Source organism: Brevibacterium sp. XM4083, assembly GCF_006489205.2.
In the GTDB taxonomy this organism is placed as follows: Bacteria; Actinomycetota; Actinomycetes; order Actinomycetales; family Brevibacteriaceae; genus Brevibacterium.
Genome location: NZ_VFYR02000006.1, coordinates 107,151 through 131,740 on the forward strand (window position 1 = coordinate 107,151; position 24,590 = coordinate 131,740).

Here is a 24,590-nt window from a genome sequence, read left to right on the forward strand (position 1 = left end):
GGTCCTCAGCGGGGCCCTGCATGCGCGCGGAGCGGCCGCAGCGAGTCGGTTTCCGCCCGATCGGTCTGTTCGCGACGCCCCGCCTCGGCTCAGGCGAGGCCGATGGCGAAGGCCGTGCGGGACTTGAGGCTGCCGTCTGCGCGGACCTCGGCGACGGAGACGAGTTCGCCGTCACTGGTCACGGCGACGTCGCTGCCGTCGACCCCGGTCGTCGTCCACGGTCCGGCCAGGGGCTTGCCCTGCATGAGGTCCCTCGCCCCGGCCGCATCGACGGTCACGGTCGGGAGCAGCTGGGAGGCCGCCTCGGCGAGCGGGATGAGTGGCGGGGCGGGGGTGTCGAGGTCGTCGGGGATCGTCACGGCGCCCTGGAGGTCGAAGGGCCCGACCCGAGTGCGGCGCAGTGCGGTGAGATGACCGTGGACCCCGAGGCCCGCACCGAGGTCGCGGGCGAGGGCCCGGATGTACGTTCCCGAGGAGCAGTCGACGACGACGTCGAGGTCGATGTGTCCGCCCCCGGCACTGTCCCGCCGGGTCTCGAGGACGTCGAACTGCGTCACCTCGACTCGGCGGGGTTCGAGGACGACGTCCTCGCCGGCCCTCACGCGCGCATACGAGCGCTTGCCGTCGACCTTGATCGCCGAGACGGCGCTCGGGACCTGGTCGATGGGCCCGCGCAGGGCGGTGACCCCGGAGGCGATGTCGGCGTCCGTGACCGCAGCCAGGCGCGCGGGGTCCGCGAAGACGTCCGGTTCGGAGTCGGCGTCGTCGGTCGGGGTGCCGGCGCCGAGGCGGATCGTCGCTGCGTAGGTCTTCGACACCCCGGTGATGTGGCCGAGCAGCTTCGTTCCCCGACCGAGGCCGAGGACGAGGACGCCGGTGGCCATCGGGTCGAGGGTGCCGGCGTGGCCGACCTTGCGGGTGCCGTACCCGCGGCGGATGCGGGAGACGACGGCGTGGGAGGACAGCCCCTGCGGTTTGTCGCAGACGAGGATGCCCTGCGGGGAAGTCTCGCTCACCTGGTCAGTTGAACGAGGCGTGGACGTGGTCCATGTGGTTCTGCGTCGCCGAACCGCGGTCCTCCATCGACTTCCAGCCGCGGCCGGGCATCCAGATGCGCTTCTCGAAGATGACGTACTTGACGTTGAGCGCCTTCGCGTTCTTGATGAGGTACTCGGAGATGCGGTCGCCGGTCGAGCCGGCGATCATGATGTCGACGGCTTCGCCGGTGTTGTGGTCCGAGCCGGTGCCGGGGCGACGGCCACCGAAGGTCTTGACCTCGGGGAACTTCGCGCACACGGCACGGTAGCCGTTGACGGCGTTGGGCAGGAGACCCGACTCGATCGAGGACGAGACCTTGCACGGGGGCGTCTCGACGCCCGACGGGGTGCTGCCGCCGCCCTTCGACTCCGACTTCTCCTCGCCCTTCGAGCCCGACGCGCTCTTCGAGGCCTGCGCGCTCGACTCCTGGGTCGGCTTCGGCTTCGGGGTCTTGACGTTGAGGGTGGTCTTCGAGGAGGTCTTGTTCTTGTACTTCGGGTCCTTCTTGACCTCTTCGATGTACTCCTTGCCGGCCTTCTCGCGCTGTGCGTCGATCTCCTCCTGGCTCACGCCGGTGGAGGCGGGCGCCTCCTGCTGCTGCGAGGTGCTCGCGGCCTCGGTCGTCACTTCCCCGGTCTGCGGGGGTCCCATGACGACGCTCGAACCGACGACGGCGGCCGTCGCGGCGGCCGGCACGGCGATCGCTGCGACGACGGGCCGCTGCTTGACCGTGGCGAGCACGGACGTGGCCGTCGAGGGGGCCTCAGCCGAGTGCCGACCGGTCGAGCGCTTGGCCGCGGGAGCGAGGTCCCGGATCAGTTGCTTGGCGAAGCCGGGCTTTGGTGAAGAGTGCTTACCCAATGCAGAAATCCCTTAACAGAGTCGTAATCAGATCGTTACCCGAAAAAGTCTAGGGCATCGCGGAAAGATAACAAAACTGTTACGCAGGATTTTTCTGCCCATCGTGAGCAAGGTCGCTTCCGCTCCCCCACCCGGGTACCGCCTCGGCGAGGGTGCGGCACACGGGTCGGCGCCGGGACCGCCCGCCCTCACCTCGGCGGATGTCTCAGGACTCGTCGGACTCGACCTCGGACCGCTTGTACGGGTCGGCGTCGCCGGCGGGCTTCGCATCCTTCTTGAGATCGGCGATGCGCGCGTCGTCGGCGGCCGCTCGGGCGAGGAGGTTGTCGAGGCGCAGCGCCTCCTCGGGGACGGCGTCGGCGATGAACTCGAGGCTCGGGGTCAGCCGGATCGTCAGACCCTTGCCGACCTCGGAGCGGATGAAGCCCTTCGCGGATTCGAGCGCCTTGGCCGTCGACTCGAGGTCGGCGCCGTCACCGTAGACGGTGTAGAAGATCGTCGCGTGCTGGAGGTCGCCGGTGACGCGGACATCGGTGACGGTGACGAAGCCGAGCCGGGGGTCCTTGAGCCTGCGTTCGATCGTGCTCGCGACGATGACCTTGATCTGGTCGGCGATCTTGCGTGCGCGGGTTGCGTCTGCCATGTGGTGTCCTTTGTCGTGGCCGGTCGGGTGCCGGTGAGTGCTGGGAAGAAGTCTATAAGGAGCGAAGCGGCCGGTGCGTGATCGCACCGGCCGCTTGGCCAATCAGCTCACGAGAGCGTCAGTCGCGCGGCTTCTCGCGCATCTCGAAGGTCTCGATGATGTCGCCGACCTTGAGGTCGTTGAAGCTGCCGAGTCCGATGCCGCACTCGTAGCCTTCGCGGACCTCGGTCGCATCGTCCTTGAACCGCCGCAGCGATTCGACCTTGAGGTTGTCGCCGATGACCACGCCGTCGCGGGTGACCCGCGCCGCCGAGTTCCTCGTGATGACCCCGTCGCGGACGATCGAACCGGCGATGTTGCCGAACTTCGAGGACCGGAAGACCTCGCGGATCTCCGCCGAGCCCGTCTGGACCTCTTCGAACTCGGGCTTGAGCATGCCCTTGAGCGAGTTCTCGATGTCGTCGATCGCCTGGTAGATGACCGAGTAGTAGCGCACGTCGACGCCTTCGCGGTCGGCCAGGTCGCGGGCCTTGGCCTCGGGTCGGACGTTGAAGCCGATGACGATCGCGTTGTCGACGGTGGCGAGGTTGATGTCGTTCTCCGTGATCGCACCGACGCCGCGGTGGATGATCCGGAGGTCGACCTCGTCGCCGACGTCGATCTTGAGCAGCGAGTCCTCGAGCGCTTCGACGGCACCGGAGACATCGCCCTTGAGGATGAGGTTGAGCATGTCGACCTTGCCCTCGGCGAGTGCCTTGGTGAAGTCCTCGAGGCTGATCCGCTTGCGGCCGCGGGCCTGGGCGGCGTTGCGCTCGATGGCGTCGCGCTTCTCCGCGATCTGGCGTGCGGTGCGGTCGTCATCGGTGGAGATGAACGAGTCGCCGGCGCGCGGGACCGAGGAGAGTCCGAGCACCTGGACGGGACGCGAGGGTCCCGCCTCGGAGACGGAGTTGCCGTTCTCGTCGAACATCGCACGCACACGGCCGAACGCGGTGCCGCAGACGATCGCATCGCCCTGGCGCAGCGTGCCCGACTCGACGAGGACGGTCGCGACGGCGCCGCGGCCCTTGTCGAGCTTCGCTTCGATCGCGATGCCGCGGGCTGCCTTGTTCGGGTTCGCCCGCAGGTCGAGCGCGGCGTCCGTGGTGAGCAGGACCGACTCGAGGAGCTCGTCGATGCCCTCGCGCTTGAGCGCGGAGATCGGGACGAACATCGTGTCGCCGCCGTACTCCTCGGCCACGAGGTTGTACTCGGTGAGCTGCTGCATCACCTTGGCCGGGTTGGCGCCGTCCTTGTCGATCTTGTTCACCGCCACGACGATCGGCACATCCGCCGCCTGAGCGTGGTTGAGCGCTTCGATCGTCTGCGGCATCACACCGTCGTCGGCGGCGACCACGAGGATCGCGAGGTCCGTCGACTTCGCACCGCGGGCACGCATGGCGGTGAACGCCTCGTGACCCGGGGTGTCGAGGAAGGTGATGCGACGCTCGGAGCCCTCGTGCTCGACCTCGACCTGGTAGGCACCGATGTGCTGGGTGATGCCGCCGGCCTCACGGGCGACGACGTTGGCCGAGCGGATCGCGTCGAGCAGCTTCGTCTTACCGTGGTCGACGTGACCCATGACGGTGACGACCGGCGGGCGGGCGACGAGATCGTCGTCGTCCTCCTCGGCGGCTTCCGCATCGAGGTCGATGTCGAAGGTCTCGAGCAGCTCGCGGTCCTCGTCCTCGGGTGAGACGATCTCGATCTTGTAGCCGAGCTCCTCACCGAGCACCTGGAAGGTGTCCTCGTCGAGGGACTGGGTGATCGTCGCCATCTCGCCGAGGTGGAAGAGCACCGTGACGAGGTTCGTCGGGTCGGTGTTGATCTTCTCGGCGAAGTCGGCCAGCGACGAGCCGCGGCGCAGGCGCAGCGGCGTCTCGCCGTCGCCGCGCGGAACCGTGACACCGCCGATCGACGGTGCCTGCATCTGCTCGAGCTCGGCGCGCTTGGCCCGCTTCGACTTCCGGCCCTTCTGGCGGGGACCGCCGCCGCGGCCGAACGCACCCTGGGTGCTGCCGCGACCGCGACCCGAACCGCGACCGCCGCCCGGGCCTCCGCCCGGTCCGCGACGTCCTGCCGGAGCGCCGCCGGGTGCGCCGGCGGGACCGCCGGGTCCACCGGCGGGAGCGTTGCCGCGACCGCCTCCGCGTCCCCGGCCCGGAGCGGGCTTGTTGAGCGCGGAGTTCTTCATCATCGACGGGTTGGGGCGGGGGGCGCCGGGCCGAGGACCGGCTGCGCCTGCCTCACCGCTGGGGCGCGGAGGACGCTGGCCGGGCTTGGGCATGCCCTGCGAGTTCGCGAACGGGTTGTTGCCGGGACGCGCACCGCCCTGACCGCCCTGACGGCCGCCGGGCTTCGGGGCACCTGAGCGTCCACCGGGCTTCGGCATGCCCTGCGAGGGAGCGAAGGGGTTGTTGCCGGGACGAGCGCTGCCCGCACCGCCCTGACGACCGCCGGGCTTCGGAGCACCGGGCTTGGCCGCACCCGGCTTCGGGGCTGCTGCGGGCTTCGGAGCCGCCGGACGTGCCGGGGCTTCGCCGGCCGCTGGGGAGGCCGGGGTCTCGGCCGCAGGCTTCGCGGCAGGCTTGGGTGCCGACTTCGCCGCCGGCTTGGCAGCGGACTCGGACTTCGCCGCCGGCTTGGCGCCGGGCTTCGCTGCGGGCTTGGCAGCCGGAGCGCCGGGCTTGGCCGCGGCCTTTCCGGGCTTCGCAGCCGGCTTCTTGGTCGAATCGCCTCCGGCCTTGCCGCCGGCAGGCGCGGAATCGGCGAATGCCTCCTTCACCCGTCGCACGACGGGGGCTTCGAGCGTCGAGGAGGCGGACGAAACGAATTCGCCCATGTCCTTGAGTTTCTCGAGGACGATCTTGCTGGTTGTGCCGAGCTCTTTCGCGAGCTCATGGACACGGGGCTTTGCCACAGTTCTCCTGTCCGGGTTCCTTCCCGGTCAGGAAGAAACCTCATCAATGAAGAGCAGGTCTCATTACACTGCTCTCTCGAATTCCGGTGAGGGTGTCATCGCACGACACTCACTACTTGTCATCCATTCTTGGCTCACCCGTTCTGTCTGGGTTCGGTGTCCAGCTCCGGAAGGTCCGAAGCGGTGATCTTCGTCCGAAAGGCTCGGGCGAAGGGAGCGGATGTCCGCGCCTTCTCGAGGCACTTCGCATCCGGGTGCATCCAGGCCCCTCGTCCCGGCAGTGTCTTCGACACGTCGGGGACGATGGCCGGCCGCTCGTCGGGGCGATGCACGAAGCGCATGAGCTCGTCCCGATCCGCTGTCTGCCTGCAGGCGATGCACGTCCGTTGAGGTGCACTGCCAGCATTCACAGTCAACAATTCTACAGCACTTCCATTCCCGGTTCCGCCACCGGCGAACGTGGTCGGGATCACGCCGAGGTGTTCGGGCGCCTTGTCGGGACCGCAGCACGCCTCGCCGAGGCGGTCGCCCTCAGTCCTCGGCGACGATGTCGATCTTCCAGCCGGTGAGCTTCGCGGCCAGGCGCGCGTTCTGGCCCTCCTTGCCGATCGCGAGCGAGAGCTGGTCGCGCGGGACCACGGCCCGGGACTCCTGGCTGCCGGCGTCGAGGATGTCGACGCGGGTGGCCTTCGCCGGGGAGAGCGCGTGGGCGACGAACTTCGCCGGGTCGTCGCTGTAGTCGACGATGTCGATCTTCTCCTGCCCGAGCTCGTTCATCACCGCACGCACACGGGAGCCGAGTTCGCCGATGCACGAGCCCTTCGCGTTGACGCCGGGCTTCGTCGCGCGGACCGCGAGCTTCGTGCGGTGGCCCGCCTCTCGGGCGAGGGAGACGATCTCGACGGTGCCGTCGGCGATCTCGGGCGCCTCAAGGGCGAAGAGCCGGCGGACGAGGTTCGGGTGGGTGCGCGAGACGGTCACCGAGGTGCCCTTGGGTCCCTTGTGGACGTCGGCGATGTAGACCCGCAGACGGGTGCCGTGCTTGTACTCCTCGCCGGGCACCTGCTCGTGCGGGGGCAGCACCGCTTCGACCTCGCCGAGGTCGACCTGGACCATCTGCGGGTCCCGACCCTGCTGGATGGTGCCGGAGACGATCTCTCCCTCCCGCCCCTTGAAGGAGCCGAGCAGGGTCTCGTCCTCGACATCGCGCAGACGCTGGTGGATGACCTGGCGCGCGGTCTGCGCGGCGATGCGTCCGAAGCCTGAGGGGGTGTCGTCGAATTCGCCGATGGGATTGTCGTCGTTGTCGAATTCGACCGCCCAGATGCGCACCTCTCCGGTGGACTTGTCGAGTTCGGCACGGGCATCGGGCCACGCGCCCTCGGTCTTCTGGTAGGCAAGGAAGAGCGCCTGCTCGATGAGTTCGATCAGAGTGTCGAACGGAATCTCGCGCTCACGTTCGATGACGCGCAGAACATCGAGATCGATATCCATGGCCCTTATCCTCTCCGGCCCCAGGCGGTGCGGTCGTGCCGCTGACCGCCTGACGCATTGAATTGTCGGTGTTCACTTATCAGGCGAACCAGTGTATCGCAGTTGCCCTCACCGGAACTTCAGCTCCACCTGGGCCTTGACGATGTCGCCGAGGCCGACCGTCCGCTTCTCCCGCCGGGCGGGGTCGGTACCGCTGATCGCGTCGTCGGCGACCTCCTCGAGGTCGAGCTTGAAGCTCTCCTTCTTCGTGCTCACCTCGAGCCGGCGCCCGAGCACCCGCCGGAAGTGACGCGGCTGTTCGAGCTTCCGGGTCGCTCCGGGGCTCGTCACCTCGAGCTGGTAGGGCTTGTCGCGGAAGACCTCCACGGAGTCGAGGGCATCGCCGACGATGCGCGTGGACTCAGCGATCTTGTCCATCGACATCGGCTCCGCGGTCGACTCGTCGAGGTCGACGACGACCGTGAGCGTGCGCCGCTGTCCCGCGGCGACGGCCTTGACGGTCTCGAGGTGGAACCCGGCCTCGGCCAGGGGCTCCCTCAGCAGCGCCTCGATCCGTGCGACGTCCTCGTCCATGCTCTCTCCGTTCCTCTCGTGACGACTGCTGACCACACCGGTCGGGAGCCGTCCCGCCCTCGTTTCCGAGGGCCGCCGAGCCGGTCCCGTCACCGGTGCATCCCACCCTATGCGAGACCCCGGGCGAAGGTTAAGCATCCGCTACGATTGCCCTATGCGTTCTCCCCTCACCCGTCGTTCCGTCCTCATCGTCGGCGCGGCGGGGGCAGGGCTCGGCCTCCTCTCCGGGTGCGGACTGCGCCTCGACACTCCCCCGGAGATCCCGACGCTCGATGCCTCCCAGGAGCTGCGCAATCGCATCGCCCGGATCCTCGCCGAGGCGTCGGTGACCGACGGCGATCCCGAGACCGCCGGTGAGGACCTGCAGAAGCTCCGGGACGCGATCGGTCCCGTCTGGGCCCCGCCGAGCGAGCTCGCGACCGAACCTCCCCCCACGGAGCAGCCCCGTTCCTACCTCGATGCCGCCGAGGCGGTGTCCACGGCCGTCTTCGACGCCGTCTCCCAGCTCGGCTCGGGTCTCATCCCCGTCCTCACCGACGTCGCCACCGGGTGCGCGCTCACCGCGGGAACGGTGCGCGCTGAGATCCGTGAGGGTGCCGAGCAACGCCTCCGTGAGGCCTTCGCCGGTGCCGCCGACGATGCCCGAGCCACCCCCGCCGAGGCGGCCCCGGATTCCTCACCCGGTCAGGACGGCGGGGCGAAGGACTGGAACACGATCCTCGATCAGGCCCGCGCCGCCGCGTACGGCTACGAGCGCCTCGCCGTGCACTTCGATCGGAAGTCCCGAGAGCGGCAGAGCGCCCTCGACCGGCTCGAATCGCTCGGATCGCTGGTCGGAGAGATGCTCGAGAACCTCGGTGAGAAGGCGGCCGGCCCCGACGCCCCGGCCTGGAAGCTCGATCCGAGCCCGACGGATGCGGAGTCGGCCGCGCAGCTCGCCCTCTCCCTCGAGGACGCGGTCGCCGCCTCGCTGCTGCCGTGGCTGCGCACCGATCCGGCCGCGGCCCTGCGGGTGTGGGAGTCGGCGCGGGCCAGGGAGGCCTTCGCCGCACCGCAGCCGCTGCGCTACACCTATGACGCCGGGCCGGAGTCGCCGAAGGCCGGGACGTGAGGGTCCCGCCCGTCCTCTACCGGTCGACGCGCGACATCATCGGCACCGCGCGCACCGACGCCTGGGTCGCAGCCCTCGACTTCATGGCCCATGAGCTGGGTGAGCGGTGGAATCTGCGCTTCGACGAGGTCCCCGGCGCCCCCTGGGCCGGATGCGAGAGTCTCGTCATCCCCGTCCTCACCCAGGAGAACTACCAAGGCGTGCTTCGGTTCGCGGCCCCCACCTCGGCGCATACGGCCGCGCACGCGCAGGCGCTGCGGGCGCTGAAGATGTGGAACGGGCACGGAGCGGTGCGGGTGATCCGCGACGACCGCAGCTTCCGGGTCACCCTGCAGGAGCGGCTGCGGACGAAGGCGAACCTCTCCGTGCTCCCCCTCGCCGAGGTGCCGCCGGTGTGGGGTGCGCTGCAGAAGTCCCTCGAGATCCCCGCCGGGCCCGACTTCATGCGCGTCCAGGACATGGCCGCGGGCTGGCTGTCGACGTTCGAGGCCGATGCGACGCTGCTGAGCGGATGGTCGCAGACCGTGCGCGAGGACGCCCACGTCCTCGCCCATGCCCGCACCTGGATGCACACGCTGGCGACCTCGGAGGAGAACTGGCTCATCCACGCCGACCTCCACTACTACAACATCCTTGCCGGCAACCCCGACGCCTCGGGCGTCTCGACGTGGAAGGCGATCGACCCGCAGCCGCTGTCGGGGCCGACGGCGTACACGATCGCCCCCGTCCTGTGGAATCGGCTGACGGAGATCCCCTCCCGCATCCCCCGGGAGCAGGCGGCCTGGCTGCGCGGCTTCGCCGCCGACCTCGCCCGCCATGCCGGCATCGATCCGCAGTACGGCATCGGTGCGGCGGTCGCCCGTGAGGTGACGAACATGTTCTGGTACCTCCGCTCTGCCCGCGGCGGCACTGCGGAGTCCCTCGCCGATGCCGCCCGCTCCCTGTGGGTCGCCCGGGCGCTCACCGGTGCCGACGTCCTCGGCGTCGACGCGCACGCCCTCAAGGCCATCGGCTAGGCGGACATCAGTCACGCGCGCCTCCTGCCCGCTGCGGCGCTCCCCTACCGGATGACGCGCTCCCCTACCGGATGAGGTCGGAGACGACGTCGGAGCCGAGTTTGAGGATCATCGCCGAGACCACGACGACGAAGACGATGCGCACGAACCCCGAGCCCTTCGCGATCGCGGTGCGCGCCCCGATGATCCCTCCGACGACGTTGCCGGCGGCGACGACGAGCCCGAGCAGCCAGACGACCTGGCCGTCGGGGACGAAGTAGACGAGTGCCCCGAAGTTCGTCGCCCAGTTGACGACCTTCGCCGTCGCCGAGGCCTGGAGGAACGAGAAGCCGATGATCGAGACGAAGGCGATGACGAGGAAGGACCCGGTGCCGGGGCCGAGCACCCCGTCGTAGACGCCGATGATGAGCCCGATGAGCCACGACAGGGCATGGTGGCGCTTCGATGTCTCCCCGTAGCGGAGACTGACATCGGCGCCGAGGCTGGGGTTGAGCAGGGTGAACAGCCCCACCCCGATGAGGGCTGCGAGGATGATCGGGGTGAAGAGACCCGCGGGGACGAGGGTCGCGAGCTTGGCCCCGAGGACGGCGCCGAGGAAGGCCGTGGCCGCGGCGGGGATCGTCGCGGACCGGTCAGGGGTGATCCGTCTGAGGTACGTCACCGCCGAGGCGGTCGTCCCCGCGATCGACCCGACCTTGTTCGTCGCGACCGCCTGGACCGGGGTCATCCCCGGGACGAGGAGGAGCGCCGGGAGTTGGATGAGTCCCCCACCGCCGACGACGGCGTCGATCCACCCGGCCAGGGCTCCCGCGGCGAGCAGCCACAGGAGCATGACGAGGGTGACGTCGATGCCGCCGGTGAGGACCTCGCTCATCGGCGCCCGGTCACGCCTTCGGCGCGGACTCGGCCTCGGCGCTCGCGGCGGCGGCCTCGGCGTCGTCGATCGCGGCCTCGATCGAGTCCTCGACGACGGCGGCGTCCCCGGCGGCGGCAGCCCGGGCGTAGGCGGCACGGACGTTCGCCACGGTCGTGGGGACCACCTCGGCGAGGGGAAGCTCACGCTTGTCGTCGGCGAAGCGGTCACGGACCTCGACGACCCCGTCGGCCAGGCCCCGGCCGACGACGATGAGCGTGGGGATGCCGATGAGCTCGGCGTCGGCGAACTTGAACCCGGGCGAGACCTTCGTGCGGTCGTCGAGGAGGACGCTCACCCCCTCGGCCTCGAGCTCGGCGGTGAGCGCCTCAGCCGCCTCGGCGATGTCCTCACCCTTGCCGGCGGCGATGATGTGGACGTCGGCCGGGGCGAGGTGCTGGGGCCAGAGGAGGCCCGCCTCGGTGTGGTACTCCTCGGCGATGCACGCCATGACCCGGGTGACGCCGAGGCCGTAGGAGCCCATCGTCACGGTCGCGGTCTTCCCGTTCTGGTCGAGGACGGTGAGGCCGAGGGCTTCGGCGTAGCGGCGGCCGAGCTTGAAGATCTGGCCGATCTCGACGCCGCGGGCGAGTTCGAGCGGTCCGGAGCCGTCGGGGGCGGGGTCGCCGATGACGACCTCGGCGGCCTCGATCGTGCCGTCGGAGACGAAGTCACGGCCGGCGACGAGGTCGAAGACGTGCTTTCCGTGCTCGTTGGCCCCGGTGATCCACCGGGTGCCGGGGACGATGCGGGGGTCGAGGAAGTAGCGCAGCTTCGTCGAGCCCTCGAGGCCGAGGACCGGGTGGTCGAGGTCGAGGCCGGGGCCGATGTAGCCCTTGACGAGTTCGGGGTGCATCGCGAGGTCCTCGGCGGTGGCGGCCTCGAGGTCGACCTCGCCGGTGCTGAGCATCCCGGTGCCGGCGGCGCGGTCGAGGTCGACCTCGCGGTCGCCGGGCAGGCCGATGACGATGACCTCGCGGGTGCCGTCGGGGTGGGTGAGCGCGCAGACGACGTTCTTCAGCGTGTCCGCGGCGGTCCACTCGCGGTCCTCGCGGGGGTGGTCGGCGTTGGCGGCGGCGACGAGGGTCTCGATCGTCGGGGTGTCCGGGGTGTCCTCGACATGGGCGGCGGGGATGCCGTCGAACGGGATCGGATCGGGGACGACCGAGGTCACGGCCTCGACGTTGGCGGCGTACCCGCCGGCCGAGCGGACGAAGGTGTCCTCGCCGACCTCGGAGGGGTAGATGAACTCCTCGGTGCCCGATCCGCCCATCGCACCCGGGGTCGCCTTGACCGGCAGGCAGGGCAGGCCGAGGCGGGCGAAGGCGCGGAGGTAGGCGACCCGCATCGCCTCGTAGGAGGCGTCGAGTCCGGCGTCGTCGATATCGAAGGAGTACGCGTCCTTCATGATGAACTCGCGCCCGCGCAGGAGGCCGGCGCGGGGGCGGGCCTCGTCGCGGTACTTCGTCTGGATCTGGTAGAGCGAGAGCGGAAGGTCCTTGTAGGAGGAGTAGAGGTCCTTGACGAGGAGGGTGAAGAACTCCTCGTGCGTGGGCGCGAGGATGTAGTCGTTCTTCTTCCGGTCCTGGAGGCTGAAGAGGTCGGGACCGAAGGCCTCCCAGCGCCCGGACTGCTTGTACACCTCGGCGGGCAGGAGGGAGGGGAAGTGGACTTCCTGCGACCCGGCGCGGGCCATCTCCTCGCGCACGATCGCCTCGATCTTCCCGAGCACGGCGAGTCCGAGCGGCAGCCACGTGTAGATGCCGGGGGCCGAACGGCGGATGTAGCCGGCGCGGTGGAGGAGCTTGTGGCTGGCGACTTCGGCGCCGACCGGGTCTTCCTTCTGGGTCCGGACGAACAGCGACGACATGCGCAGGGCCATGGGCGTATCTCCTTGGGCGACTCGGGTGACAGATCGAAGACTATCCGCCCGCGTGCGCGTGCGTCCATTCGCCTGGCCGTCCCCGTCCGGCGGTGCGAGTCCGACAGGTGAGCTGGACCGTTTTCTCCGGTGGATCGGGAGCCAACTAGACTGGTCAGCGCTGTCGATTCCGTTGACCCGATCGTGAAGAGCATGCCTGACACCACCCAGCTGTCCCAGTTCCCCCGGCCCTCGGTCGCCGTCGACACTGCCGTCCTCTGCCCCGTGCCCGACCGGGGCCTCCACGTGCTCCTCACTCTCTCCCGCGACGGACGCTGGCAGCTTCCCGGGTCGATCCTCCGACCGCAGGAGCGCCTCGCCGAGGCGGTCGCCCGGTGCCTGCGGGAGAAGGCTCAGCTCGTCGACCGCTCCCCCGTCCAGCTCCACGTCTTCGACCAGCCCGACCGCGACGATCGGGGCTGGGTGATCTCCGTGGCCCACCTCGACGTCCTCTCGGCCGCCGATGTCGGACTCGGTGAGAGCGCCGACGACGGAAGCGTCGCCGGTGGGGACGAGGGCGTGCCCCGCAAACTCGTGCCCGTGCACACGGTCGCCGAGCTCAGCGACGAGCACCAGGAGATCGTCCGGGTCGCCGTCCACCGGCTCCGCGCCCTCCACGAGCGCACACCCGACCCCTTCGGACTGCTGCCCGAGGAGTTCTCGCTGCGTCAGCTGCGCAGCCTCCACGAGGTCGTCGCCGGCGAGGAGCTGCAGGCCGATACGTTCCGCCGCACGATGCTGCCGCTGCTCGACGCCACCGGTCGCGCGGTCACCCAGGGGCGGGGCCGGCCGGCGCAGACGTTCACGAGGCGCTCGGAGATCGCCCTGCGGCAGGACTCCCGGGGCGGTCTCGACGGGCCGGGAGTCGGCATCCATGCGCAGTGAGGGCGGTTGCCGTGGACATTGACCGGACACCGGGCGCGACAGTGCGCATCGACGTGTGGCTGTGGACCGTGCGGATGTTCAAGACCCGCAGCCTCGCCACCCAGGCGTGCCGGGGCGGCCACGTCCAGGTCGACGGGCAGCGGGTCAAGGCCGCGCAGAAGGTGACGATCGGCCAGGAGGTGCGGGTGCGCAAGGCGGGCACGGAGTTCGTCTGGCGGATCACGGGTCTCCTCCCGACGAGGCCGGGGGCCGCGATCGCCGTCGGCGCCTACGAGGATCTCACCCCGGCTCCCGACCCTGCGCTGCGCGGGTTCGTCCCCAAGCGCGACAAGGGGCTGGGACGGCCGACGAAGAAGGACCGCCGGGACCTCGACCGGCTCCGCGGCCGCCGCCCCGAGCGCTGATCTCAGCAACCCTCCGGGCGCTGCGCGTCAGTACATCACGGTCGCGAAGGTGCCGACCTGGTCGAAGCCGACGCGCCGGTACATCCGCAGCGCCGCCTCGTTGTAGTCGTTGGCATAGAGGCTCACCGTCGGGTGCCCGGCAGCGCGGGTCTGGACGACGACGGCGGCCATGCCTGCGGCACCGAGTCCCTGGTTGCGCGCCTCGGGGTGGACCCACACGCCTTGGACCTGGACGATCCGGGGTGAGCGGATGCCGATGTCGGCTTTGAAGAGGACCTGTTCGGCACGGTCGGTGGCCGGCCACCTCGGCGCGGGCTGGCCGGAGGGCAGGGAATCGGAGATGCGCACGAACGAGTTCCCGCCGCGGATGATGCCGCGCACCCGCGCGAGATAGCTCGACTCCCCGCCTTCGATGGGCGAGAAGCCGACTTCCTTGGTGAACATGTCGACGCTGGCGGGGAACACCGTCGGCAGCTGGTCGACGGTCGCGAGGCGGACGTCCGGGTCGGGGTCGACGAGCGGATCGGAGCTGATCGCGAGCAGGGGCTGGCGTCCCCGCACCCCGCGCGGCCTCCCCCAGTTCAGCCGGGAGTCGAGGTCCATGATGACCTCGCGCCGGCCGATGAGGGAGCATGACGACCGTCCGTCGGCGTTGAGCTTGCGCGCGAGCACCTCGTTCGTCGCCGGCGTCGCTGCGACCGGGATGATGTTCCCGCCCACCCAGTACGCGGCGACCGGCCGGTCACCGTCGAAGACCCCGTAGAGGGCTCCCGCCGGGGACCCGGTCTGCGCGGTGCCGGTGACGTTGAGGAGCGCGAGCAGGTAGACGTTCTCGCACGGATTGAGGGTCAGCTGGCTCTTCAGCCACGCGGTGTGCCGATGCCCGAGTGGAGCGATTCTCAACACATCGGGATCTCTCAGCCGACGACGACTTCCGGCGGACCGGAGGGAACGTCGGAGTCCTCAGCGATGCGCATGGCCTCTTCGATGAGCGTTTCGACGATGAGGGACTCGGGCACAGTCTTGATGACCTCGCCCTTGACGAAGATCTGTCCCTTCCCGTTGCCGGAGGCGACTCCGAGGTCGGCTTCGCGGGCCTCGCCGGGTCCGTTGACGACGCAGCCCATGACGGCCACGCGCAGCGGCACCTCCATGCCCTCGAGTCCGGCGGTGACCTTCTCGGCGAGCGTGTAGACGTCGACCTGGGCCCGACCGCACGAAGGGCAGGAGACGATCTCGAGCTTGCGCGGCTTGAGGTTGAGGCTCTCGAGGATCTGGTTGCCGACCTTGACCTCTTCGACCGGGGGCGCGGACAGCGAGACCCGGATCGTGTCGCCGATGCCCTTCGAGAGCAGGGCGCCGAAGGCCGTGGCCGACTTGATCGTGCCCTGGAAGGCGGGGCCGGCCTCGGTGACTCCGAGGTGGAGGGGCCAGTCGCCGCGTTCGGCGAGCATCTCGTAGGCCCGGACCATGATCACCGGGTCGTGGTGCTTGACGGAGATCTTGAAGTCGTGGAAGTCGTGCTCCTCGAACAGCGAGGCCTCCCACACGGCGGACTCGACGAGCGCCTCCGGGGTGGCCTTGCCGAACTTCTCCATGATCCGCTTGTCGAGCGATCCGGCGTTGACGCCGATGCGGATCGAGGTGCCCGCGTCCTTGGCCGCGGCCGCGATCTCCTTGACCTGGTCGTCGAACTTGCGGATGTTGCCGGGGTTGACGCGCACGGCCGCGCAGCCGGCGTCGATCGCGGCGTAGACGTACTTCGGCTGGAAATGGATGTCGGCGATGACGGGGATCTGCGACTTCTGGGCGATCGCGGGCAGAGCGGCGGCGTCGTCGGCCGAGGGGCAGGCGACGCGGACGATGTCACAGCCCGAGGCGGTGAGCTCGGCGATCTGCTGGAGGGTCGCGTTGATGTCCGTCGTCGGCGTCGTCGTCATCGACTGCACGCTGATCGGGTAGTCGGAGCCGACTCCCACCTTCCCGACGTGGATCTGCCGGGTCTTCCGCCGAGGTGCGAGGACGGGAGGCGGAGGCGCTGGCATTCCGAGGTTGACCGATGTCACGAAGACGATCCCTTCATTTCGGCTGTCGGCGGCTGGATCGCAGCCGCCTCGGCCCGATAGTACGAGTCATTCTCATTGTAGGTCGATCGGTGCGTCCGCGACCGGTCGCCCCCGGTGGGATCCCTCACGACCTGGGCGTTGCCTGTCAGCGCCGCGCGGTCCGCACCGGCCCCGACCCCGTCGCGTCAGTGCCGGATGAGACACTGATCACATGGACGAACAGGCGCAGGCGGAGAGCATGACGATCGCCCCGGTGCGCCCGGACCTCGACGTCATCGCCGACCGGCTCCACCGTGCCGAGCGGGAGCTCTCGGCCGTGGGCGGGGAGGTGGCGTTCGGCATCGTCGTGAGGAACGGACCCGGTCACGCCGAGGCGAAGCTGACCAACCCGTACCGTCCCTTCCGGATCGCCTCGATGACGAAGTCGTTCACCGCAGCGGTCATGGGCTCGCTCGAGAACGGCGGGCTCAACTACGACTATCCGATGTACTTCCTGGTCCCCGACCTCAAGGGCACCGCCGTCGGCGAGCTCACCGCCCGCGAGTGCCTGACCATGGGCACGGGATTCGGCAGGGACGACCCGTGGGCGGACCGGATGGAGTCGATGAGCCGCTTCGACTTCCTCACCTTCCTCCAGCGCCCGCTCGTGCCCATCGCTCATCCCGGCACCGGATTCGAGTACTGCAACCTCGGCTACGCGCTCCTCGGTCTCGCCGCGGAGTCGGTGACCGACCGCACGTTCCCGGAGATGGTGACCACCGAGGTGACCGGACCCCTGCAGATGCCCCGCACCGGTTTCGATGTCGCCGACTTCCCCGACCTCGTCCCCGGTCTGCGCATCGACCGGCTCGGCAGAGCGCACAGACTGACCCCGACGCGGCCGGGCGCCTTCTCGGCGATCGGCGGCATGGTCTCGACAGCCCACGACATCTGCCAGTGGATGACCATCCACATGGACGCCCTCGACGCCGAGGCGAACACGGCACCGGGTGCGTGGTCGCACGTGCTCGCCGCGAACCAGCGGCCGCACCGTCCGATCGCCGTCGAGACGAGCCGGCTGCACACCGAGGAGGTCCACTACGGCTACGGCCTCATGCACCGGCAGGACTCCCGCTTCGGCCGTGTCCTCTGCCATTCCGGCGGCTACCCCGGATACGGCTCGCACATGCGGTGGTTCCCCGACCTCGGCTTCGGCATCGTCGTCCTCGGCAACACGACCTATTATCCGGCCGAGCGCATCGTCCGCGACGCCGTCGACGCCGCGTGGCTGACCGCCATCGGTCGCGCCGAGGAGAACCCTCGCCTCCGCCGGGACGAACCCGTGACACGGGCCTCACCCGTGCTCGAGCGTGAGACCGCACCTGCCCCGACGCACCCGCTGCCGCCGGGTCCGCGCACCGGACGCACCGTCCTCGGTGCCGTGGCCGCGACCCTGACGTGGGATGACGCGTTCGCCGATGCGCACTTCGCGGTGAACATGGACCTCGACGAGCCACGACAGGAGAGGAGGGAGCGCACCGCAGCCTGGCTCGAGTCGCACCGGGTCGATGCGACCCGACCAGTCACCGTCGACGACCTGACGATGGAGACCCGACTGCTCGGAACCGTCACCGTGGCAGAGGGGGCAGCGATCACCGTTCGGCTCGACCACCTCGGCGATGTCCAAGCGATCACCCTGAGCGAGTGAGACCGCGGCCGGAAGCCTAACGGCTGGGGCGGCGGCACGGCGGCGTACCGGCTGGGACTGCGGCCCGGCGGCGCGCCCGCTGGGGCAGCGCCGGCCTACCTACCCGGCCGAACGGAAGATCGCGTCGAGGGTGATCGGCTTGACGAGGTCGACGTAGACGAGCAGTGCCGTCATGGCGAGCATGAGGCTGATGACGACGTAGGTGAGCGGCAGCAGCTTCGCCGTGTCGAAGGGCCCGATCTTCCCGCGTCCGCGCCACCGGTTGATCCGCCGCCTCGCCCCTTCGTAGAGGGCGACGGCGATGTGCCCGCCGTCGAGCGGCAGCAGGGGGATCATGTTGAACGCGAAGAGGAAGATGTTGAGGGAGCCGAGGACCCCGAGGCCGAGCTGGGCCTTCTCGACGACCTGGAGCTCATCGGTGGAGACGATCTCGCCGGCGACGCGGCCGACGCCGACCATGCCGACGAGACCCTCGGCGTCACGCTCCTTCGCCCCGGTGGCGACCTGCGCGATGTCGACGAGCTTGACCGGGAGGGTGACGATGGCCTTGAACACGCCGGTGACCTGATCCCACACGGCGCCCGGGAACTCCGCCAGCGGCAGGGGCTGACGCTCCTGGACCGGCCCGATGCCGAGGAAGCCCTCGGTCACGGTCTGCGGGCTGCCGTCGGGGTTCGTCAGCGGACGCCCCCGGTCGTCGACGCGGGGACGCTCGTGGGCGATGATCGGCACGGACACCGTCTGCGCCTGCCCGTCGCGGACGAAGTCGACGTCGACGCGCTGGCCGGCGTGGTCCTTGATGACCGAGGAGAGCTCATCCCAGTTCTCGGTCGGGACACCTGCCACCGCGGTGATCTCGTCGCCGGGTTCGAATCCGGCCTCCCACGCGGGGGTGAGCTGATCGCCGGGCTGGCATGAGTTCTGCTGTGATGCGGGTCGCTCTGCCGCCTCCGAGGCGGGCACCGCGCACTCGACGACGGTGGCGACCGTCGTCGTCGGCGTCATCACCCCGATGCCCATGAGCGAGATCGCCATGATGATGATCCCGAGGACGAGGTTGACGAAGGGCCCGGCGAACATGACGACGAGGCGCTTGGGCACGCTGAGCGCGTAGAACGTCCGATGCTCCTCCCCCGGTGCGATCTCGTCGTTCGACATCTCCCGGGCATCGGCCATCGTGTTCTCGAACAGCCGGCCCTTCCGCTTCCTTGGGCGCCGCTCGGCATCGCCGAGCATGTCCTCATCGGTGACCCGGCCCTCATCCGGCACCGTGTCCGGCGCGATCTCCGCCCCCTCGCCGAGGCGGTCGTCCGACTGTGCGGCAGCGCCGTCGGTCCGCCCGGCGACGGCCGGCTCGCCCACCCGCTGCTTCGTCGCCTCGAGCGGCGGGTACATGCCGGGCATCGCGATGAACCCGCCGAGCGGCAGGGCCTTGATCCCGTACTCGGTCTCACCGCGGCGGAACGAGAACAGGGTCGGCCCGAAGCCGACCATGTAGTGGGTGACCTTGACCCCGAACCGCTTCGCCGGGGTGAGATGACCGAGCTCGTGGAGCGCGATCGAGATCGAGATGCCGATGAGGAAGAGGACGATCCCGAGGATGAAGAGGACGACCGTCATCGCCTCACCTCGCTCGAGCGCCCGGCGGCGACGACCGCGGGCTGAGCGTCGGGCTGTGCGTCACCGGTCTGTGCGGCGACGTGATCGCGCGCGAACCCCCGGGCCCACGCGTCGGCGGCGAGCACGGTCTCCACGGTGTGCTCGGGTGCGGGCTCATGGGCGGCCAGGGCCCGTTCGAGACCCGAGTCGATGCCGGTGAACGGGATGTCGCCGGCGATGAATGCCTCGACGAGGACCTCGTTGGCGGCGTTGAACACCGCAGGGTAGCTCCGGGCCCGCTTCCCCGCCTCGATCGCGAGGCTGAGCGCGGGGAACGCGACATGGTTGACCGGTTCGAACGACCAGTGCATGGGCTGACCCCAGTTGTTCGGCACGGCACCCGAGGGGATCCGGCGGGTGGTGCCGTCATCCTGGGTGCCCAGGGCGTAGGCGATGGGCAGCCGCATGTCCGGAGGGGAGATCTGGGCGATCGTCGAGGCATCGGTGAACTCGACCATCGAGTGGATCTGGCTCTGCGGGTGGACGACGACCTCGATGTCGTCGAAGTCGATGCCGAAGAGCAGATGGGCTTCGATGACCTCGAGCCCCTTGTTGACGAGCGTCGCCGAGTTGATCGTGATCATCGATCCCATCGACCACGTCGGATGCTTGAGCGCCTGGGCCGGGGTGACGCGGCGCAGCGCTTCCCGGGTCATGCCGCGGAAGGGCCCGCCCGAGGCGGTGATGACGAGCCTGGCGACCTCGCCGTGCGTGCCGGAGCGCAGGGCCTGCGCGATCGCCGAGTGCTCGCTGTCGACGGGGATGAGGCGGGCGCCGGTCCGCTCGGCGGCGTCGAGGACGAGGGAGCCGCCGATGATGAGCGACTCCTTGTTCGCCAGGGCGACGTCGGTGCCGGCCTCGAGCGCCGCGAGCGTCGCGCCGAGTCCGGCGGCTCCGGTCACGGCATTGAGGACGATGTCGGCCGAGCGGCTCGCGACCGCCTCGGCGGCGGTCTCCCCCAGAAGAATCTCACGAACGGGATCATCGATTCCGCGGTCTGCGGCGAGTTCGGACAACCGTTTCCGCACGCCGTCCTCGCCGCCGGCGGGAGGGGAGGTCAGCCCGATGACGGGGACGGAGAAGTCGAGCGCCTGGGTGAGCAGAAGGTCGACCTGGGACCCTGCGGCAAGGCCGACGACTGCGAAATCCGTTGCGTTCTCGGCCAGTACGTCGAGGGCCTGAGTGCCGACCGACCCGGTCGACCCGACTACAATGACATTACGTTCGCTCACGCCTACCGATGATGCCAAAGTTCTCTGGGAAATGACTCGACAAGGGACTTCTCGGCGTGGGCGGAGCACACCAGATCAAAGGCGAGAGAGGTATAGATGAGTGCAACGATGAGCCCCGACGAGATCCTGGGACTGGATTCGGTCTTCGACGCCGATGACCTCGAGTTCGCGCACGTCGTCCGCAAGTGGCTCGACGAGAACGTCCGCGAGAAGATCGGCGACTACTTCCTCGATGCGACCATTCCCGCCCGCGAGCTCGCTGAGGGCCTCGGGGAGCTCGGCGTCCTCGGCATGCACCTCGAGGGCTACGGCTGCGGCGGGTCGACCGCCACCCAGTACGGTCTCGCCTGCCGTGAGCTCGAGGCCATCGACTCGGGTCTGCGCTCCCTCGTCTCCGTCCAGGGGTCGCTCGCGATGTTCGCCATCCATCGCTACGGCTCCGAGGCGCAGAAGGAGGAGTGGCTGCCGAAGATGGCCGCCGGCAAGGCACTCGGCTGCTTCGGGCTCACCGAACCCGACGTCGGCTCCGACCCCTCGGGCATGAAGACGACCGCCCGCAGGGACGGTTCCGACTGGATCCTCAACGGTTCGAAGATGTGGATCACGAACTCACCCGTCTCCGACGTCATGGTCGTGTGGGCGAAGACGGAGGAGACCGACGACAAGGGCCGTCCGGTCATCCGCGGCTTCGTCGTGCCGTCGGACACCGAGGGCGTGCAGACCCCGGAGATCCACCGCAAGATCTCCCTGCGGGCCTCGATCACCGGTGAGATCGTCCTCGACAACGTCCGCCTGCCCGAGGATGCGATGCTGCCCGAGGCCAAGGGCCTCAAGGCTCCGCTCTCGTGCCTGTCGGAGGCGCGCTTCGGCATCGTCTTCGGAGTCACCGGTGCCGCCCGCGACGCTCTGCTCTCAGCGATCGAGTACACGGGCACCCGGATCCAGTTCGATCGCCCGATCTCCTCATTCCAGATCTCGCAGCAGAAGCTCGCGAAGGCCTTCGGCCAGTACTCGCAGATCACGCTGCTCGCCGCTCACCTCGGTGAGCTCAAGGACTCCGCGAAGGGTGTGCGCCCCGAGCAGATCAGCCTCGGCAAGATGGTCAACGTCGACACGGCGATGAACGTCTGCCGGGACCTGCGCGCGCTCTTCGGCGGATCGGGAATCACGAGCGAGTATCCGCCGCTGCGCCACGCGGTCAACCTCGAGACCGTGCTCACCTACGAGGGCACCCATGAGGTCCACCAGCTCACGCTCGGCCGGGCCCTCACCGGGATCAACGCCTTCGCGAACTGAGGTCGGTGCCGGTCGGCGTCCCCGACCGGCGCACCTGGTCATCCGACCGGTCGCATCCGCCCCGCCCTTGTGCGCCGCCATCGGCGCCGAGGTGCGGGGCGGTCGGCATTCACCTCTGTTCGCGGAGGAACTCCTCGAGCCAGGGCAGGCTCTCAGCCGCGCTGAGGGGACCGTCGTCGGTGAGAACAAGGGTCTGAGACGGGTCGAGCGGGGCGACCTCGGCGGATTCGACGCGGGAGTCCCGCATCGCCTGGTCGAGGTTCGCGGTCTCCCCCGCGATGCTCACACCGACGCCCTCGAAGCGCGAACGCACGACCTTGACCGAGGCCCGTCCGGGTTCGATCGGGTCGGCGTCGATCGCGACGACGCGCACCTCGACCGGCGCGCCCTCCTCGGACTGCACGTCCGCCTTGGACTGCGCATCCGCCTCGGCGGGGTCGGTCTCCCCACCATCTGTGCGGGCGTCGACGACGACCCCGAGGCGCATCGCGGCGAGCACGCTGAGCGCTCGGGCGACGGCGGGGACGTCGGCGTCGACGCGCACCCTGCTCGTCGCGGTGTCGACTCCCATCGTCCGGAGGACTCCGGCGAGTTTCGCGCTGCGGTCGAGCGCCTCGGCGCGGTCGAGTTCGACGGGCACGGACAGCGCCTTGAGCAGGCGCGGATCGGTGACCTCGCGCCCGTCGATGAGGGGCGTGTCCGGTGCGTCCCCGGTGATGACGGTTTCGTCGGCCCGACCGAGGACGATCGGGTAGTCGAGGATCTCGAAGACCGGGTTGAGGGTGCCGGGAGTCCCGTCACCGGGCTTGGTGAACCAGTGGAAGTCAGTCAACGGAGGCCATCACCTCGACGACGCGGTCGATGAAGGCATCGACCTGATCCTCGTCGTAGGCCTTGTTGCCCTTCGCGGTCTTGAACAGGACCCTGCGGACCTGGTCGACGCTCATCGCCACGCCCTGCGTGAAGTAGGAGTTGACCTTCTCGCACATGTCGTCGACCTGGGCGATGTCGTAGCCGATGACGCCGGCGGGCGGGCTGTCGAAGCGCTCTCCCGCCTCACGGACGAGGCGTCCCCGCAGGGACGCGGCGACGCGGGTGAGCTCCTGCACCCAGGCGTCCTGTCCGGACTGGGCGATGAGACGGTCGCGGGCTTGCTTGGCGAAGGCGTCCTCGAGGCGGTCGAGGGCGGCGTCGACGACGGCGACGTGGTAGCCCTTGCGGACGAGGTCGAAGCCGACCGTGCGCACGGCACGGGAGTCGAGGTCGCCGGGCTGCGGCGTGGGTCGTTCGAATGACTCGCGTGCCCTCTTGAAGAAGCTGTCGACCTGCTTCGGGTCGTAGCCGTTCTTCCAACCGGACATGCGGGGGAACGTCGTGTCCGCCATGATTCCTCCGTACAGAGTGTGTCGTTTCCACCATGATAGTTCGAGCATCGGTGGTCCGCCGCAGTCGCTGCGGCGCGAAGTGTCGGTGGCTCGGGCCCGGGGGTCCGGCCTCGGTCGGGTCAGGCGTCAGTCGGCGGCGGCGAGCTGTCCGCAGGCACCGTCGATGTCGGAGCCGCGGGTGTCGCGGATCGTCGTCGGCACGCCGGCGTCGACGAGCCGGCGGACGAACTCGTCGGCGACGGCCGGGTCCGAGGCCGTCCACACGGATCCCGGGGTCGGGTTGAGCGGGATCGGGTTGACGTGCACCCAGCCGCGGCCGCGGGCGTTGAGCTTCTTCGCGAGCAGGTCCGCCCGCCATGCGTGGTCGTTCATGTCCTTGATGAGCGCGTACTCGATGCTCACCCGGCGACCGGTGACCTTGTAGTAGTTGAAGGCCGCGTCGATCGCCTCGTCGGCCTTCCACCGGGTGTTGACCGGGATCATCTCGTCGCGCAGCTCGTCGTCGGGGGCGTGGAGGCTGAGCGCGAAGGTCACGGGGATGTCCTCGGCGGCGAGCTTGTTGATGCCGGGGACCAGGCCGACAGTGGAGACGGTGATCCGTCGCGCCGACATGCCCAAGCCCTCGGGCGCGGGGGCGACGAAGCGGCGGACCGCGTTCATCACCCGCTTGTAGTTGGCCAGGGGTTCGCCCATGCCCATGAAGACGATGTTCGTCACCCTCTCCGGTCCTCCCGCCGAGGCGGCCGCCGGGTCGGTCGCGGACTCGCCGGGGGTCTCGCCCTGCTCTTCGTCGGCTTCCGCCCCGAGGGCGACCTCGTCGTCGGCGTCGGCGCTCGGCTTGGACGGTGCGAGTTCACCGGCGGCGATGGCCTGGTTGGCGCGGATGACCTGTTCGACGATCTCGGCCGTCGACATGTTCCGGGTCAGACCCTGCTGGCCGGTGGCGCAGAACGGGCAGTTCATCCCGCACCCGCACTGGCTCGAGACGCACAGCGTGATGCGGTTGCGGTAGCGCATGAGGACGGATTCGACGAGCGCACCGTCGAAGAGACGCCAGAGGAATTTGATCGTGTCGCCGTTGCCTGTCGTCAGGCGCCTGACCTCGGTGAGCAGCGGAGGGAAGAAGCGCTCTGCAAGGGGCGCGCGCAGATCCTTGGGCAGGTCGGTCATCGACTCGACGTCGGTGTGGTAGCGCGTGAAGTAGTGGGTGGAGAGCTGCTTGGCGCGGAAGGCGGGAAGACCCATCTCGGTGACGGCTTCGATGCGCTCGTCCATCGTCATATCCGCGAGGTGCTGCTGGGGTTGGGCGACGCGGGGGGACTTGAAGTTGAGCAGCGGGCGACCGTCGCGCATCGGGGTCGTCGACGTCGTCCCGTCGGCGTGTTCGACGACGGGCCTGACCTGTCTGCTTCCGGCTGGAGGTATCACTCCCCCATTGTCTCATGCC

22 protein-coding genes are annotated in these 24,590 nt (G+C 69.4%); 6 read left to right on the forward strand and 16 right to left on the reverse strand.

Annotation, left to right across the window (positions count from 1 at the left end):
- Positions 1–89: 89 nt before the first annotated feature.
- The 7 genes from truB to rimP all read right to left on the reverse strand — a co-directional run bounded on the left by truB (position 90) and on the right by rimP (position 7,568).
- Positions 90–1,016 (reverse strand): tRNA pseudouridine(55) synthase TruB, encoded by a 927-nt coding sequence (gene truB / locus FJ887_RS17305; protein WP_140955763.1) that lies wholly within the window; start codon positions 1,014–1,016, stop codon positions 90–92.
- A 4-nt stretch (positions 1,017–1,020) separates the two neighbouring features.
- Positions 1,021–1,899, reverse strand: coding sequence for a VldE C-terminal domain-containing protein (locus FJ887_RS17310; RefSeq protein ID WP_009378447.1), 879 nt, complete (start codon positions 1,897–1,899; stop codon positions 1,021–1,023).
- 205 nt (positions 1,900–2,104) lie between these two features.
- Entirely contained in the window at positions 2,105–2,542 is a 438-nt protein-coding gene (gene rbfA / locus FJ887_RS17315) for a 30S ribosome-binding factor RbfA (protein ID WP_009378445.1), read from the reverse strand.
- A gap of 118 nt (positions 2,543–2,660) precedes the next feature.
- Positions 2,661–5,501 (reverse strand): translation initiation factor IF-2, encoded by a 2,841-nt coding sequence (gene infB, locus FJ887_RS17320; RefSeq protein ID WP_095376485.1) that lies wholly within the window; start codon positions 5,499–5,501, stop codon positions 2,661–2,663.
- A 134-nt stretch (positions 5,502–5,635) separates the two neighbouring features.
- Positions 5,636–5,974: a YlxR family protein gene (locus tag FJ887_RS17325; protein WP_311199570.1), complete on the reverse strand. Its 339-nt coding sequence runs from the start codon at positions 5,972–5,974 to the stop codon at positions 5,636–5,638.
- Between the two features lie 58 nt (positions 5,975–6,032).
- Complete coding sequence (nusA, locus tag FJ887_RS17330) at positions 6,033–6,995, reverse strand: transcription termination factor NusA (protein ID WP_009378438.1); 963 nt, start codon at positions 6,993–6,995, stop codon at positions 6,033–6,035.
- A 108-nt stretch (positions 6,996–7,103) separates the two neighbouring features.
- Positions 7,104–7,568, reverse strand: a complete 465-nt coding sequence (gene rimP, locus FJ887_RS17335; protein WP_095376483.1) for a ribosome maturation factor RimP — start codon at positions 7,566–7,568, stop codon at positions 7,104–7,106.
- 154 nt (positions 7,569–7,722) lie between these two features.
- Between rimP and FJ887_RS17340 the strand changes: the two genes are divergently transcribed.
- Together FJ887_RS17340 and FJ887_RS17345 are read left to right on the forward strand one after the other, a co-directional pair.
- Positions 7,723–8,679 carry a hypothetical protein gene (locus FJ887_RS17340; RefSeq protein WP_140955762.1) on the forward strand — a complete coding sequence of 319 codons (957 nt, stop codon included), beginning with the start codon at positions 7,723–7,725 and terminating at the stop codon, positions 8,677–8,679.
- Positions 8,676–9,695, forward strand: coding sequence for an aminoglycoside phosphotransferase family protein (locus FJ887_RS17345; RefSeq protein WP_140955761.1), 1,020 nt, complete (start codon positions 8,676–8,678; stop codon positions 9,693–9,695). Before FJ887_RS17340 ends, FJ887_RS17345 begins: the two co-directional genes overlap by 4 nt.
- Positions 9,696–9,759: 64 nt before the next feature.
- Here FJ887_RS17345 and FJ887_RS17350 read toward each other — a convergent pair whose 3' ends face one another.
- Both FJ887_RS17350 and FJ887_RS17355 read right to left on the reverse strand, forming a co-directional pair.
- On the reverse strand, positions 9,760–10,569 hold the full coding sequence (locus tag FJ887_RS17350; RefSeq protein ID WP_095376480.1) for a TSUP family transporter: 810 nt from the start codon (positions 10,567–10,569) through the stop codon (positions 9,760–9,762).
- A gap of 10 nt (positions 10,570–10,579) precedes the next feature.
- Entirely contained in the window at positions 10,580–12,490 is a 1,911-nt protein-coding gene (locus FJ887_RS17355; protein ID WP_119296455.1) for a proline--tRNA ligase, read from the reverse strand.
- Positions 12,491–12,682: 192 nt separating this feature from the next.
- Between FJ887_RS17355 and FJ887_RS17360 the strand changes: the two genes are divergently transcribed.
- Positions 12,683–13,414 (forward strand): NUDIX hydrolase, encoded by a 732-nt coding sequence (locus tag FJ887_RS17360; RefSeq protein WP_051995550.1) that lies wholly within the window; start codon positions 12,683–12,685, stop codon positions 13,412–13,414.
- Positions 13,415–13,425: 11 nt separating this feature from the next.
- Complete coding sequence (locus tag FJ887_RS17365; protein WP_082834863.1) at positions 13,426–13,818, forward strand: RNA-binding S4 domain-containing protein; 393 nt, start codon at positions 13,426–13,428, stop codon at positions 13,816–13,818.
- A 27-nt stretch (positions 13,819–13,845) separates the two neighbouring features.
- Here the strand turns inward: FJ887_RS17365 and FJ887_RS17370 are convergent, their stop codons facing one another.
- Positions 13,846–14,724, reverse strand: coding sequence for a GNAT family N-acetyltransferase (locus FJ887_RS17370; protein ID WP_231882163.1), 879 nt, complete (start codon positions 14,722–14,724; stop codon positions 13,846–13,848).
- 11 nt (positions 14,725–14,735) lie between these two features.
- The gene (gene ispG / locus FJ887_RS17375) at positions 14,736–15,884 is read right to left on the reverse strand and encodes a flavodoxin-dependent (E)-4-hydroxy-3-methylbut-2-enyl-diphosphate synthase (RefSeq protein WP_009378363.1); all 1,149 of its coding nucleotides are present in this window, start codon (positions 15,882–15,884) and stop codon (positions 14,736–14,738) included.
- A 211-nt stretch (positions 15,885–16,095) separates the two neighbouring features.
- On the opposite strand from ispG, the gene FJ887_RS17380 reads away from it, so the two are divergent.
- Positions 16,096–17,571 (forward strand): serine hydrolase domain-containing protein, encoded by a 1,476-nt coding sequence (locus tag FJ887_RS17380; protein ID WP_140955760.1) that lies wholly within the window; start codon positions 16,096–16,098, stop codon positions 17,569–17,571.
- Between the two features lie 99 nt (positions 17,572–17,670).
- On the opposite strand, the gene FJ887_RS17385 is transcribed toward FJ887_RS17380, so the two are convergent.
- A complete protein-coding gene (locus FJ887_RS17385; protein ID WP_140955759.1) occupies positions 17,671–19,191 on the reverse strand; it encodes a M50 family metallopeptidase in 1,521 nt (506 codons plus the stop codon).
- Complete coding sequence (dxr, locus tag FJ887_RS17390) at positions 19,188–20,462, reverse strand: 1-deoxy-D-xylulose-5-phosphate reductoisomerase (RefSeq protein ID WP_119296451.1); 1,275 nt, start codon at positions 20,460–20,462, stop codon at positions 19,188–19,190. Before dxr ends, FJ887_RS17385 begins: the two co-directional genes overlap by 4 nt.
- Before the next feature lie 108 nt (positions 20,463–20,570).
- Here dxr and FJ887_RS17395 point away from each other — a divergent pair, with 108 nt between their 5' ends.
- Positions 20,571–21,758, forward strand: coding sequence for an acyl-CoA dehydrogenase family protein (locus FJ887_RS17395; RefSeq protein ID WP_009378359.1), 1,188 nt, complete (start codon positions 20,571–20,573; stop codon positions 21,756–21,758).
- A gap of 109 nt (positions 21,759–21,867) precedes the next feature.
- Here the strand turns inward: FJ887_RS17395 and FJ887_RS17400 are convergent, their stop codons facing one another.
- From FJ887_RS17400 to rlmN, 3 genes are all read right to left on the reverse strand, one after another.
- Positions 21,868–22,590: a hypothetical protein gene (locus FJ887_RS17400; RefSeq protein ID WP_140955758.1), complete on the reverse strand. Its 723-nt coding sequence runs from the start codon at positions 22,588–22,590 to the stop codon at positions 21,868–21,870.
- Positions 22,583–23,143 (reverse strand): DivIVA domain-containing protein, encoded by a 561-nt coding sequence (locus FJ887_RS17405; RefSeq protein WP_140955757.1) that lies wholly within the window; start codon positions 23,141–23,143, stop codon positions 22,583–22,585. The genes FJ887_RS17400 and FJ887_RS17405 overlap by 8 nt, the downstream gene beginning before the upstream one ends.
- 126 nt (positions 23,144–23,269) lie before the next feature.
- Positions 23,270–24,496 carry a 23S rRNA (adenine(2503)-C(2))-methyltransferase RlmN gene (rlmN, locus tag FJ887_RS17410; protein ID WP_095376479.1) on the reverse strand — a complete coding sequence of 409 codons (1,227 nt, stop codon included), beginning with the start codon at positions 24,494–24,496 and terminating at the stop codon, positions 23,270–23,272.
- Positions 24,497–24,590: the final 94 nt, after the last annotated feature.

Coding starts and splice junctions, on each gene's coding strand:
- rbfA (WP_009378445.1), bottom strand. CDS start 2,542: ATGGCAGACGCAACCCGCGCACGCAAGATCGCCGACCAGATCAAGGTC.
- nusA (WP_009378438.1), bottom strand. CDS start 6,995: ATGGATATCGATCTCGATGTTCTGCGCGTCATCGAACGTGAGCGCGAG.
- rimP (WP_095376483.1), bottom strand. CDS start 7,568: ATGGACGAGGACGTCGCACGGATCGAGGCGCTGCTGAGGGAGCCCCTG.
- FJ887_RS17340 (WP_140955762.1), top strand. CDS start 7,723: ATGCGTTCTCCCCTCACCCGTCGTTCCGTCCTCATCGTCGGCGCGGCG.
- FJ887_RS17350 (WP_095376480.1), bottom strand. CDS start 10,569: ATGAGCGAGGTCCTCACCGGCGGCATCGACGTCACCCTCGTCATGCTC.
- FJ887_RS17355 (WP_119296455.1), bottom strand. CDS start 12,490: ATGGCCCTGCGCATGTCGTCGCTGTTCGTCCGGACCCAGAAGGAAGAC.
- FJ887_RS17360 (WP_051995550.1), top strand. CDS start 12,683: ATGCCTGACACCACCCAGCTGTCCCAGTTCCCCCGGCCCTCGGTCGCC.
- FJ887_RS17380 (WP_140955760.1), top strand. CDS start 16,096: ATGGACGAACAGGCGCAGGCGGAGAGCATGACGATCGCCCCGGTGCGC.
- FJ887_RS17385 (WP_140955759.1), bottom strand. CDS start 19,191: ATGACGGTCGTCCTCTTCATCCTCGGGATCGTCCTCTTCCTCATCGGC.
- FJ887_RS17395 (WP_009378359.1), top strand. CDS start 20,571: ATGAGCCCCGACGAGATCCTGGGACTGGATTCGGTCTTCGACGCCGAT.
- FJ887_RS17405 (WP_140955757.1), bottom strand. CDS start 23,143: ATGGCGGACACGACGTTCCCCCGCATGTCCGGTTGGAAGAACGGCTAC.
- rlmN (WP_095376479.1), bottom strand. CDS start 24,496: ATGCGCGACGGTCGCCCGCTGCTCAACTTCAAGTCCCCCCGCGTCGCC.